We start from the raw sequence: 12,425 nt of genomic DNA, 5'->3' as shown, positions 1-12,425 counted from the left end.
GTTGAGAGCCATCACGGCGAATGAGTGAAAGCATTTTATCGAATATTTTTTGCTTTGGAAAAATATTCGCAGGGTTTGTAAGGGGCAGAGCCCCTTAAAGCTTTTCAATTATTGAATCCGCCAAAAGCTTTGCGGAAATCTCTGCAAAATGAACTCCGTCCAAAGTGAGTTTAGTTCCTTTTTTTGCTTCTTCTTTTTGAAGGTAGTATATATCTATATATGAAAAACCGAATGCATTTGCTGAATTTTTTATAATATCATTTCTCGAGACTATAAGGTTTTGATTGAAATCGGGAAATTCAACGTATGGAAGACCAACCGTAATCACTTTTTTATCATTATTTTTTAAATCAATAAGCATGCTTTCGTAAAGATTTTTAAAATCCTTTTGACTTTTTTTGTATATTTCTTCATCGAATGAAGAAAATCCCGAGAATGAAAAGATCAAATCATTTATCCCAACGAATAAAATATATGTATTTATATCTTGATATCTTTTATCACTTAGACATCTTTTTAGTCTGAAAGCTACTCCCTCAGTCGTATCTCCGTCGATACCTTTGTTTATGGTTTCATATTTTTCATTTAAATAATTCCTGTAAGTATAACCTATATTCCCGTTTGTCAGGCTGTCTCCGATGCATATTATTTTCATAAAAATTCCTTTCTTTTCTAGAAACACACATTTAATGGGTTTAACCCCCTCAAACCCTACCATTTTTTGACTATCGAAAGACTTCATAAGAAGGCTTACTAAATTTTGTGTAACAAAATTTAGGTGTGGTTACATATACGATAATATGATTTCGAAGTTATGCTGTGTAGCAAATTTGCCAAAGGCAAGATTTGCTCATGCACATAGAAACCATTCGCAAATGCTCATAAATGGCATTCGCTCATGTTGACCTCTGAGCTTTGCTCAGTGAAATCTTCACTTTAGTTAAGATTTTCAAAACTCCTTTGGAGTTTTTGGTCAGTCACAATATGGATAAAACGACCCCGCTGGGCGCGGTGCCTAAGCCTTCGGCAAAAGGGATATTAAACTTACTAAAATAATTCATCCGTATATTACCTAAAAGATTTATTAGCTTTAATTAAAGATAAGACTTTTATATAAATGGGTGGGATAGCTTCTTTTCCAAGAAATGCGGGTAGCATTTCTTAGGAAATCAAGAAGCGTTAAAAGCCGTCACGGCGACTGAGTGAAAGATTTTTATCCAATATTTTTATCTTCGAAAAAATATTGGCAGGGTTATTAAGGGACGGAGTCCCTTATATATGTTTATTAAAAGAGCAGTTTAAAATAATCCTTCAAAGTCGCTTTTTTCTTTGGCTTACTAAACCAGCTTTTTACTATTCCCTTAATGTCATAGGTTTGAAGCACTACATTAAGCTCTCCTCCGAGGAAGATTATATACATGCAGATGTACAGCCAAAGCATGAATAGTATAACAGCACTTAGGGAGCCGTAAATAAGCGAGTTTGCTCCGACTTTTGTTATATATAAAGAGTAAAGCCATGAGAATATTATCCAGCCGGCAGAAGAAAAAATCGCTCCGGGAAGTTCTTTTAAAATATGGCATTTTCTTTTGGGAAGCACGCAGAATGTTATAAGAAATATCGCAAGGAGTAAGAAAAATCCTCCCAGATAACTGTAATTTATATGCAGATTTCCTATGAAAAACAGTTCGCTTTGCAGGAATTTAGCTATATTTATCCCAAATATCAACAGGATTATAACTGCAAGGAAGATAAGACCGAAGCTGATTGTGTAAAGAAGAGAAACTCCTCTTATTTGAATATAATTCCTTTCATCCTTTGTCTTATATATAGTGTTAAGTCCTTTGGATATGGAATAAATCCCCTTTGAAGCAGACCATAAAAGCGTCAAAAATGTAACGAGGAGTACTGTCCCCGAGTAGTTTATATATAACCCCTTGAATAAGTCGGTGATGAAACCCGACAGAGCCTGAGGGAATATGTGTATCGATATACTTATGAGTTCTTCCTGTGTCAAGGGAAGGTACTGAACCAGTAAGACGATTATCATTATCAAAGGGACGAATGAGAACATCATAAAGAAAGCCGACTGTGCAGCGAATGTATAAATAAAATCTTCACTTAGTTTGTCAAGGCTTGATTTGATGTCCTTTAAAAATTGATATAAGTTCATTTTTTACCCCTTTTATTATTTATTATATTTTACACCAAATATACTTATTATTAAACATAAAATTAGAAATAATAAAGGGGTGATGTCATTTGAACTTCCTGTGAAGTTTTTCTTCCCACCTGACTAAAATCTACTCATCGGGTTCGCAGATTTGATTTAGGAATATTTGTGAGTTATTTTTGTTTCTTTGGGTAAAAGGGGCAGGGGACTTAGGGATATAGCACTTATAAAGGGTAGTAGGGCATAACTATAAAGAACACCATATTGCAAACTGCATACATTATTATGCAGTTAGATTTAGGATAGAAGCATTGATGATGAAAGATATATTAGAGGAAGATTAGTAGGTTAAGCTTACTTAAAAGGGGTTTGAATAGCGTTCGTTTCAAAAATTGTATTTTACTTGCAGCTATTTACTTTTTTTGTATAAGCCTCTTACAATCCCCTTAGCTTAAAAAGTTTTATATTATATTTAAGGTAATAAATCTTTTAGGTGATTTGCGGGTGACTTACTGAAGTAAGTTTAATATCCCTTTTAGCGAAGCTCTTAGGCACCGCGCCCAGCGGGGTCGTTTTGTCCATTTTTTGGACAAGCAAAAAATGGCGGGGTATAAGGGGCAGCGCCCCTAATGCCTTTATTCATACCTAAGATCCCTATTTTCCATAGCTTCCGCCTGAGTCGTCGGGTTAAAGACGAGGTCACCCTTTTGAACAGGAGCGTTTTCGTTTATTATATCGTCGTCATACGTCACACTGAACTGAGATAATATCTCTTCGTTCGGTTCAATGTGCCCGTCATTTAAACCACTCTTCTGACTGACTTCATTCATTATCAGCTCAATCATTTTATCTTCGGGAGTTTTTATGACGTCGGCTTCTTGCCCTGCACCGTCGATAATTTCATTACCTGCAATATCATCTATATTTGAACCTTCAAAAATATTATTTTGTGTGCCGTCATTACCCTCTGCATCGTAGAGTTCATTACTATCATTATTTTCATTATCATTTACAAACATATCCGATGTATCCGTAGGGTATTCTGCTTCCTTTCGCCTTAGTTCGCATACGTAAACAAAATCCTCATCGTTGATAGTTCCCACTTCAAAGGGAGCCTTGCTTTCATAAGCAAGATCATCACCGATATTTTCATCTATATCACTTTCAATGTCTTCTATATTATCCTTTGCCTCTCCTATCCGCTCATTTGTTATATTTTCCTCTGACTTATCGGTGTCCCCTGCTTCGTATTCATTATCAATCATGTCAGTATCATCTTCATCACCTTCGTCGGTTTCATCTAAATCATTATCTGTATCATTATCGTCATCGTAGTTTACTTCATCTTCACTGTCTTCTTGACCATTTTCAACGCCTTCATCATCCTCATCAGACAGACCTGATGAAATCCCTGCCTGCTTTTCAATTTCCTCCAAGTAATATAAACTGAAGCTTTTTACCAGTTTGCCGAGAAAGGTATTGTTATTTTCAAGGAAACGAAACATCCCGTTGCTTCCAAGCCAAGTAAGAAATGTAAGCCATATCCCCTCACCGGTACTAAGTATACCATCCATAAAGGTCTTAATAAGCCCCATACAGACTACCGCACTTATAATCAAAGATATCACAACGAATATCCATGAACTTATGTTAATTTTTTTAAATATGTTCTTGGTAAATTCCGTGGCAAACATTACTATACTCGAAAAAATAAGAGCCAATACCAGGATTTCCAAGAAAGATATTATTCCTTCAATATAAAAACTATCCATTTATTTATCCTCCCACACTATCTTATGGGGAATATATATTTTTTGTGTATGAGTTATCATTTTAAACAAGATAAATCCGTTATTTTATTATTTATATAAAGAGACATGTGTATATAAAAGCAAACCGAAATATGATAATTACTATACTTAACAATAAAATCATATAAATAATCTATGAACCCAAACATAAATAAAGATATATTTTTAAAGTATAAAAAACAATATAAATACGTTTTATTATTAGTTTTAGAAAGGTAAAGAATAAAATAAAATTTGATATGAGGTCTGATAATTGCGGACATTATAGAACCAATCACAACAAGATTTTTTATTTAATAAATATTTACAGATAACAGATTTAAATCACTTCTGGAAAATAAATACTTTTTCAATTCATCATCAATGATATAAAAATAATACTGCCCCTGCCCCGATATGATATAGACATTTTGATATGATGTAAAGTATGGATTTTAGGAACAAATAGAAATTAATATTATAAAGATTTTATATAAAGCGGTTCTATTAAAAATAAAATTATTCATTATAATGTGTTTTTACAAATATAAACCATAAAGATATACTTTCCCGCTTTCAGCTAAGTCTCAATTAAAACATATATACGATATATAGTAATAAATATTGTTGTTATGATTTTGAAAAGCTTCTATTTTTATTTAATCATAAATTTTTCTAATCAATTAAGTTCAATCAAGTCAATGATTTAAAGCATACCGACCATATGAGAAGGTACCAAATCAAAAAATAATTAAAACACGAAAACGAATAAACAAGCATTAATTTTGTAGTATTTTGTCGCAAAGCATCGACTTTTAAATTAAAATGATTATAATTTAATTAAGGATATATCACAAGGAAGGAGATGATGATCATGATGGATTTTAAATATAGAAAATACAAGGGTAAAGATATGTTTGATTTCCCCGAAGACTACACTGTAATAGATATAGAAACTACCGGGCTTAATCCCGACGAAAACGAGATAATAGAAGTCGGAGCGGTAAAGGTACGAGGCAGAAAAATAACCGATGAATTCTCTTCATTCGTAAGTCCGAAGAAAGAAATAATAAGCCCCGAAATAAGGAAGCTTACGGGAATAGACGAAGTAATGATAGAAGGGGCTCCCGAAATAGAAGATGTTATACCTAAGTTCAATGAATTTATCGACGGGGAGATACTCCTTGGTCATAATGTAAACTTCGATATAAATTTTTTATATGACAACTACGAACGCCACAGCGATTTTTACCTAAGCAACGACTATGTGGATCTGCTTAAAATAGCAAGAAAGTTAAGCCCTGAATTTGAAAACCACAAGCTGGAAACGGTACTGAAGAAACTTGGAATAAAAGTAGACCAGCAGCACAGAGCGGTTTCGGACTGTATAGACGCACATCACTGCTTTGAAAAGTACAGAGAAACTATCATAGCTCAGTACGGAGATGTGAGTGTTTATAAGATGATATTTAATCTATAGTTTTATTCTGCGGGGTTTTCCCCGCACCCTACCCCAAATTTCACATACATGGAATTTAATTTTACGACATTTATAAATCATTGAAGAAACTGCTTCAACAATTATATAAAGATTTTATTTTTAGTTTAGAAGTTATGACTGTTTATTTAAAACAATATGTGACCATACATAAAAATTAAGTATCTAAACAAACGATACTTAATTTTAATAACAAGTTATAAAAACATATAATAAATTCCTTTCCAAATAAGGAACATAACGGCATTTGCACGATGAAAAATATTATTTGGAAAACAAATAAAAGTCTTTGATATGAATAAAGTAAAGTTTTATACAAAAAAAGCCCTTGGAGTTTCCTCCTGGGGTCTTTTAAGTTTAAGGGATATATCCCTATATGTTCGTTTTAGGATATACTAATCATCAAATTCCTTTGAATAATTATAATCCACCTTAATAAGTTTTCCGCCAAGTTTCTTTTTGTTAATTCTATCCTTCGCATACAAATATGTTCCAAGGGCTCCCACTATCATTACAGAACCCACTATAGATGCTAAAATAATTTTACTTGTATTGTTATTTTCCATACGTTCGTCCTCTCTTACAACTTTATACTATTAATTATACAACATGAAAAATAAAAACTCAAACATTTAATCAAGTTCTAATACTATCTTAATCGACATAACTCCGACATATGTTTCAAGGTCCTTTATTCCGAACACGTTATCCACCTTTATTTCCATAGGCTCATATTCATTCCCAAAGAGAGAATTAAAACTCCTCTGAATACAGATTATGGGCTCTTCGTCTTCGATATCGCTGATACTTGAAAGAGTGATAGTTGACTTTTCGTCTATGCCGTAGCTTATGGATTCGATGTTCATTTGGTCTATGCCCATATTTCTCGACGAGTTTATCAATATAAGGTCGGAAGAATTAAGAGCCTTCTTAAGATTAAAAATCTTGTCTTTTCTGTTTATCTTATCGAGAAAAACAACGCTTTTATAAACGTTCCCGCTTTCCTCTATGACTTCCCCGCCGCATTTTTCAAGTATATCCCCAAGAGAAATACTCCTGTCAGTAAAAGAATAAATCTTTATGTGTTTTCCCTTTAATTTTAAAAATATTTCTTCCAAAACAACACTCCCGCATTTAATTAGTGTTATTTTTTGTCTTTTTAAAAAGATTATTCAATTATTTGGTTTTTCTTTTTTTAATAGGAAAAAATAGGATATATCTGTAAAATTTAAAATATTATATAAGAGATTTTATCATATTAAACAAATATGGGTTATAAAGTTTACATATAATATAATAAGTGTTTAAAATCATTCAAGTCATAAAACTTATGAAATTACGATAACAAAAAATTTATTTCCCTACAAAATAATCCTCTGCGTCCACCTTATCCCCTAACAGCGCCCCTATCATCTTCGGCTCCTTTATAAGCGCTTCCTTATCCGCTTTTTTAAGCCTTTTTATATGATACTCGAGTTTAGACGCACTCTTTCTGTTTTCAGCGGTAAAATACCTCTCAAGCTTCTTTGCATGGTGTGTCATAGTATACTTTGCACACTTTTCATTCCTTGTGAAATGTTCAGTCATCCTCTTCTCGATATCGGTGGTTATCCCAGTGTATATTGAATTGTCCTCACATCTGAGCATGTATATGTAGTACATCGTTTCTCCCTTATTGCGGTTTAGGATATATTAGCATGTTTTTTTGGTGGTGTAAATGGTTATGGTTAAACACTATACAAAGTATAAAATAAAAGCTCCAATTTAATTTACGCATATTTAAAAATCAAATTAAATCATAAATATCTTTATTAACATTATTGACACTTAATTTATTAAATTTACTCTATCCTTATCAAATAAATTATAAAGGAAATACCGAAATTCATCGTACTATCATAAAATCAACTACAAAAATAAAGACAAAAAAATGCCCGAATATACATTTAAACATTACCGACAAAATAACAAATTTGTATTACATTATACTACTTTTATATTTACTTTTTATTATTCCTGAGATAAAATATATATAGACAATATAATATCATTAAAGGAGAAATCAAATGAAAACATCAAAGCTTGTCATCGGGATAATATCTATAGTATTGTTTCTATTCATTGCAATGCAGTCCTGTGTAGCGGGACTTGGGAATGCCATGGCTGACAACGGAGAAGTAAGCGGTACTTCAGGTCTTATACTTGCCATAGCTATGCTCGTTTCCGGAATAGTGGCAATAGCTACAAGAAACAACGAAAAAGCCGGAGGAAGCATGGTATGTGCAGTATTTTACATACTTGCGGGTATAATAGGACTTACAACATCCGGAAGCTACACAGACTTAAACATATGGGCAGGACTTTCTATCCTATTTGGGATCATATTCGTATTCTTCATCTTTAAACAAAAGAAGAATGGAAAGAGTGAATAAGTTAATATTGAATAATTAAAAAAACACCATATGGTGTTTTTTTAATTAAATCATAGCTTTATTAATTTATATCTGGCTTTTCTTTTTTCTACTATATAAACATTATCTTATTATTTATATAATATTTCCATGTTATATTACAAATTCTTATATAATTCTCCTAAGTAGCCTTATATCTTCCTTGAATTAACAAATCTCATTATCTATACTAAATTTAACAAGATATATCCAATATATCGTAAATACAAACAAGGGGAAATTTAATATCATGTACAAAGGGAAGAAAAAAGTAACATTCATTTTAGCGGCTATGTTATTGATCATCTGCACAAATGTTTACGCGCATCCGGGAAGGCTGGACAGTAACGGAGGACATTACAACAGAAAAACAGGTGAATATCACTACCATAGAGGAACAGGTTCTTCATCGTCAAGCAATAGTTCGTCAAACAGCACAAGCGGCGGATATACATCAAGCTATTATACAAATAAGATTTCAGAAAAAAATGAAACTATAAAAAAATATAAAACAAAAACAAACAATTTGGAAAACAAAAACTTAAAACTCAAGCAACAAAACGAAAAATTAAAAAAGACCATAATAGATAATGAAAAAGAAAAAGCAGAGGAACTGAAAAGCTTTAAAGAAAATAATGAAAAGCTATCCTATGAAAACATAAATTTAAAGGAAAATAACAATGAACTTACAGAAAAAATAAACACCATAAACGATTCAATACTCACTTCTATTTTTGCAAGCACCATTCTAATAGTAATTTTAGGTTTGATATCTTTAAAATTATTTAAAAACAAAAATAAAAAAATCATTATTATAGTTTTATTCATAATCTACAATATTTTACTTTATTCAATGAGTATTTAAAAAGAAGATTTGATCTTCTTTTTTTATTTTATTATTCTTATATTATAAATACCAACCTTACCTAAAACAATCCTCAAAATTTCCCCTCTATGAAATTATTCACTTCGTTCATTTTTTATTCTTTCAGGATAAACCTGTTATGATACTTTTCTTTTACAAACTAATTGACCATTCGCAAAAACAACTTCGTTATTTTCCGCTCATATGAATTCCTAAACTTCGTTTAGTTTTATTTTTATTTTCAACTCGTCATTTACTGACAATTCGTAAAATAATCCTTCGGATTTTCCCTCTATGAAATTATTTACTTCGTTCATTTTTTTTGCTTTTAGCATAAAAAAAACGTCTTTCTAACGAAAGACGTATAATTTCATACATGGTGACCCAGCGGAGATTCGAACTCCGGACACCTTGATTAAAAGTCAAGTGCTCTGCCAACTGAGCTACTGGGTCATTCACTGTCTCTGACAGCTTAATTAGTATACTAAAACAACCAAATTATGTCAATACCTTTTTTCATTTTTTTTTAATTTTTTTCACTCTTTTTCTTACTGCCAAATGAAATCCGGGTCGTATACATATTTACTCCCTTTTTTCTTAAAAGGTGCATTATGATTGTCTTTGCCTGAAACTTTCTTTATTGCACTGAAGGACTTTCCTTTCCTGTTCATTATCTCGAAATGAAGATGTGAACATGTGGCTCTTCCTGTTCTGCCCGATTTACCGAGATAAGTCTTTGTGGAAACTTTCTTTCCTACCTTTGCATTTTTGGAAAACTTACTCATATGAGAGTATAAAGTCTTTCCGCCGCCGGGATGTTTTATAACTATATATTTTCCCCAGCCGCCGTTCCTTGCGACTTTGACTATCTTTCCCTTTGCCGCGGGATATATACTCTTTACACCTACGATTATATCCACGCCTTTATGCCCTCTGCTTCCGCCGTAGAGACTTTCAACGTTATATCTCTTCTTTCCCGCACTTTTACCTACGGGCCAGGACATCTTGACGGGAGTGTGTACTTTTACCGTAAAAGTCTTCTTTGCACTCTTATTGTACTTCGCGTAAGCGGTTATCTTAACGGTCCCCTTTTTCTTTCCCTTTACCACACCTTTTGAATTTACTGTGGCAATTTTGGGATTGGAACTCTTCCACGTTACGGATTTGTTGTTTGCACTCTTTGGATAAGAGCTCGCCTTAAGAGAAAGCGTCCTTCCAACGTTTATATTATGCTTCCTTACAGAAGCTTTTATACGCTTTTTATTTGAAACTTTTATGGAAGTTGCGACTTTATACGCACTTACCTTCTTTTTATCGCTTATTTTGCCGCTTTGAGCCGAAGAAACGCTGAAATATATGGAATATGGTTTCTTTGTACTCTTCGCCGTTACCTTGTAAGTGTTAGTTCCGGTCTTCTTTACAGAAAAACTTTTCTTTGAATAATTTAATTTATAACCCTTGTTATATGCGTTGCTTGGAGAAAAAGATACCTTCAATGCAGTCGACTTGTTTTTATTTGTCTGAAGCACTACATGGTCTTTGCTGTACTGTTTTATACTTGGTTTAAGCTCTATACCTTTAAGCTTGACTTTTACTCTTACCTTACAGCTCGCCTTTACTCCGTTATTACTATATGCGGTTATTATCGCATCTTTGTAAGTAATACCCTTTTTTATCATATCTTTGGTATTGATATTCTTAGCACTCACCTTTCCGTTTTGGTCTACTGCTGCGACTTTACTGTCGGAACTGCTCCATTTTATCACATCCAAACTCTCGGCACTCTTCGGACTTACACTTAGGTCAAGTTTAAAGCTTTCCCCTTCGTAAACGCTTTTTGAAGTATCGTCTACTTTTATGGAAGACACTAAAATAGGAAGCGCACTTTTATCGGTTTTAGAGTTTTTATCCTCTCTACCTTTATCCGTGTCGACTTCCCTATCATTTTCGTTATGTTTGATTGTTGCTTCATTCTCCGAGACCATTATCAAAGACTTATCCTGCTTCTCGGCGGCCAGGATTGTGTTATTTGCACTACAAATAAAGCTTAGGCATAAAGTCATAGTTATCAGCATGCAAATACATTGTTTTTTCAAATTTACAATTCTCATTATTAAAACCCCTCAGTTCGCTTAATAAAAATTTCCCTCTTAAAATTCTTAAAAATCCCGCATGGAATTCTTAATTTTTTCTTAATCTTTTAAAGATATGTTTTGCCATTATATAAAATTTTGATATCCTTGTCAAATTTTACCCCCCGTTTTTTATAAAATCAGGGGGTGTTTTTTGTATAATTTTGTCGGATTTTATACTATTTTATTATATGTTTTTTTCTTTACTTAAATCTTATGCTTTAAATCATATAAATATCAGACGGGAAATATAATAAAAATCCCCTGCCCCTTTGAACCTCTTTTATAAAAAGTCCTTCAAAGATTTTGACAATGTCGATTTTTTTATGATATCAGGTCTATTTTTGATTTTATTTCTATCAAATATATTCTTAGATTTTTTTATATTTTTTATTAAAAATCAAGACAATAAATATTTCTTCGAAATTTTTTTTATTTTTACCGCATTTCAACCGATATTTATACCTATATAATATCCGTATCCCTCTCTTTTGTGAATGTACATTAATTTTATAAACCCCATATGTTCATTATGGGGTTTATTTTGATGAATTATATTTATTATACTTAATTAAAAGTAAACAGGTCTGAGACGGCTTAATTCGTCTTATCACTATCGTTATCAATATTATCCATAACACTTATTTGGTATGCGTCTTCATATATCACACCATTACCCTCAGGTTTTAATTTTTTATTGAATATACAGTTGAATAAAACGGTCAAACAGAGATTATAAAATATCGAAATATATATGATAACCGCCATAAAAAATATTAACAACGTTATGAGGAAGATACCCAGAAGAAGAGACATATCCTTTATCAATAACCCCAAAAACATTAAAACGGCAAATATACTCATACCAATCCCGGTAATCATAAGGAAGAAAATCAAGCATAATCCGATATAATACTTCATATTCTTGAAACCCCAGCTGAATACATTTGCAGTGAAATTTTCATTTAAAAAATCATTATCTTTTCCTGCCAGCGCACAAGCCATGGTTGGGAATATCCCAAAAGCGGCAGAAAACAGCATCGTAATAATAATAGTCAAAATCATCTTTGATATCGTCGACATCATCACTGAATTAAGATATGCATTGTTGTAATACGAATATGCACCTATATTATATAATGAAATAAAACTGCTCCCGCACAAGATAAAAAACAAAATAAAGAATATCAAAAAAACAGAAACTCCGTAAATCATTTGGAACAGCCATACCCTAAGACATTCTTTAGGTTTTTTGAGGAAAGAAAACAAATCAGAAACAGAATATTCCTCTTCTTCATCAGACTTTATGAATATTTTATAAAGCCCGAGGGTTAGTACAGTCGAGATGTACATAGTCACGGGAAAAAGTAAAATTCCCGCCTGAGGTATATTTGACATCAATAAACTGCCGGATGTACAAGGAAAATCACCCCCCTATGCAAAATTGCCTATACCCCTATGAAAAAATGCAAGTACCCCCTAGGCAAAAACGTCAAAGATAATAATATAAAGAATAA

The 12,425-nt window shown here is 32.4% G+C and carries 11 protein-coding genes and 1 tRNA gene; 3 read left to right on the top strand and 9 right to left on the bottom strand.

Annotated features, from left to right (window positions below; all coding sequences use genetic code 11):
* Positions 1 to 94 precede the first annotated feature (94 nt).
* The 3 genes from Q0516_RS09010 to Q0516_RS09000 form a co-directional block, all read right to left on the bottom strand.
* Positions 95 to 655, bottom strand: coding sequence for an SGNH/GDSL hydrolase family protein (locus Q0516_RS09010; protein ID WP_294468779.1), 561 nt, complete (start codon positions 653 to 655; stop codon positions 95 to 97).
* 630 nt (positions 656 to 1,285) lie between these two features.
* Positions 1,286 to 2,173 carry a YihY/virulence factor BrkB family protein gene (locus tag Q0516_RS09005; protein WP_294468778.1) on the bottom strand — a complete coding sequence of 296 codons (888 nt, stop codon included), beginning with the start codon at positions 2,171 to 2,173 and terminating at the stop codon, positions 1,286 to 1,288.
* 635 nt (positions 2,174 to 2,808) lie between these two features.
* Entirely contained in the window at positions 2,809 to 3,945 is a 1,137-nt protein-coding gene (locus tag Q0516_RS09000) for a hypothetical protein (RefSeq protein ID WP_294468776.1), read from the bottom strand.
* An 892-nt stretch (positions 3,946 to 4,837) separates the two neighbouring features.
* Between Q0516_RS09000 and Q0516_RS08995 the strand changes: the two genes are divergently transcribed.
* Positions 4,838 to 5,443 carry a 3'-5' exonuclease gene (locus tag Q0516_RS08995; RefSeq protein WP_294468775.1) on the top strand — a complete coding sequence of 202 codons (606 nt, stop codon included), beginning with the start codon at positions 4,838 to 4,840 and terminating at the stop codon, positions 5,441 to 5,443.
* A 413-nt stretch (positions 5,444 to 5,856) separates the two neighbouring features.
* On the opposite strand, the gene Q0516_RS08990 is transcribed toward Q0516_RS08995, so the two are convergent.
* The 3 genes from Q0516_RS08990 to Q0516_RS08980 all read right to left on the bottom strand — a co-directional run bounded on the left by Q0516_RS08990 (position 5,857) and on the right by Q0516_RS08980 (position 7,123).
* Positions 5,857 to 6,027 carry a hypothetical protein gene (locus tag Q0516_RS08990; protein ID WP_007048987.1) on the bottom strand — a complete coding sequence of 57 codons (171 nt, stop codon included), beginning with the start codon at positions 6,025 to 6,027 and terminating at the stop codon, positions 5,857 to 5,859.
* A gap of 66 nt (positions 6,028 to 6,093) precedes the next feature.
* A complete protein-coding gene (locus tag Q0516_RS08985; RefSeq protein WP_294468770.1) occupies positions 6,094 to 6,579 on the bottom strand; it encodes a hypothetical protein in 486 nt (161 codons plus the stop codon).
* 235 nt (positions 6,580 to 6,814) lie between these two features.
* Entirely contained in the window at positions 6,815 to 7,123 is a 309-nt protein-coding gene (locus Q0516_RS08980) for a GIY-YIG nuclease family protein (protein ID WP_294468768.1), read from the bottom strand.
* A gap of 404 nt (positions 7,124 to 7,527) precedes the next feature.
* Between Q0516_RS08980 and Q0516_RS08975 the strand changes: the two genes are divergently transcribed.
* Positions 7,528 to 7,893, top strand: coding sequence for a hypothetical protein (locus Q0516_RS08975; protein ID WP_294468767.1), 366 nt, complete (start codon positions 7,528 to 7,530; stop codon positions 7,891 to 7,893).
* A gap of 268 nt (positions 7,894 to 8,161) precedes the next feature.
* Positions 8,162 to 8,776, top strand: a complete 615-nt coding sequence (locus tag Q0516_RS08970; RefSeq protein ID WP_294468766.1) for a YHYH domain-containing protein — start codon at positions 8,162 to 8,164, stop codon at positions 8,774 to 8,776.
* Positions 8,777 to 9,153: 377 nt separating this feature from the next.
* On the opposite strand, the gene Q0516_RS08965 is transcribed toward Q0516_RS08970, so the two are convergent.
* From Q0516_RS08965 to Q0516_RS08955, 3 genes are all read right to left on the bottom strand, one after another.
* Positions 9,154 to 9,229, bottom strand: a tRNA-Lys gene (locus Q0516_RS08965).
* Positions 9,230 to 9,324: 95 nt separating this feature from the next.
* Positions 9,325 to 10,887 (bottom strand): Ig-like domain-containing protein, encoded by a 1,563-nt coding sequence (locus Q0516_RS08960; RefSeq protein WP_294468762.1) that lies wholly within the window; start codon positions 10,885 to 10,887, stop codon positions 9,325 to 9,327.
* A 618-nt stretch (positions 10,888 to 11,505) separates the two neighbouring features.
* Complete coding sequence (locus Q0516_RS08955) at positions 11,506 to 12,306, bottom strand: hypothetical protein (protein ID WP_294468760.1); 801 nt, start codon at positions 12,304 to 12,306, stop codon at positions 11,506 to 11,508.
* Positions 12,307 to 12,425: the final 119 nt, after the last annotated feature.

The organism is uncultured Anaerofustis sp., from assembly GCF_938029165.1.
Taxonomy (GTDB): domain Bacteria; phylum Bacillota; class Clostridia; order Eubacteriales; family Anaerofustaceae; genus Anaerofustis.
This window is presented reverse-complemented; position numbering and strand designations above follow the sequence as displayed.

Excerpts from the sequence above, each read along its gene's own strand:
- Q0516_RS09010 (WP_294468779.1), bottom strand. The coding sequence starts at position 655 with ATGAAAATAATATGCATCGGAGACAGCCTGACAAACGGGAATATAGGT.
- Q0516_RS09005 (WP_294468778.1), bottom strand. The coding sequence starts at position 2,173 with ATGAACTTATATCAATTTTTAAAGGACATCAAATCAAGCCTTGACAAA.
- Q0516_RS09000 (WP_294468776.1), bottom strand. The coding sequence starts at position 3,945 with ATGGATAGTTTTTATATTGAAGGAATAATATCTTTCTTGGAAATCCTG.
- Q0516_RS08995 (WP_294468775.1), top strand. The coding sequence starts at position 4,838 with ATGATGGATTTTAAATATAGAAAATACAAGGGTAAAGATATGTTTGAT.
- Q0516_RS08990 (WP_007048987.1), bottom strand. The coding sequence starts at position 6,027 with ATGGAAAATAACAATACAAGTAAAATTATTTTAGCATCTATAGTGGGT.
- Q0516_RS08980 (WP_294468768.1), bottom strand. The coding sequence starts at position 7,123 with ATGTACTACATATACATGCTCAGATGTGAGGACAATTCAATATACACT.
- Q0516_RS08975 (WP_294468767.1), top strand. The coding sequence starts at position 7,528 with ATGAAAACATCAAAGCTTGTCATCGGGATAATATCTATAGTATTGTTT.
- Q0516_RS08970 (WP_294468766.1), top strand. The coding sequence starts at position 8,162 with ATGTACAAAGGGAAGAAAAAAGTAACATTCATTTTAGCGGCTATGTTA.
- Q0516_RS08960 (WP_294468762.1), bottom strand. The coding sequence starts at position 10,887 with ATGAGAATTGTAAATTTGAAAAAACAATGTATTTGCATGCTGATAACT.
- Q0516_RS08955 (WP_294468760.1), bottom strand. The coding sequence starts at position 12,306 with ATGTCAAATATACCTCAGGCGGGAATTTTACTTTTTCCCGTGACTATG.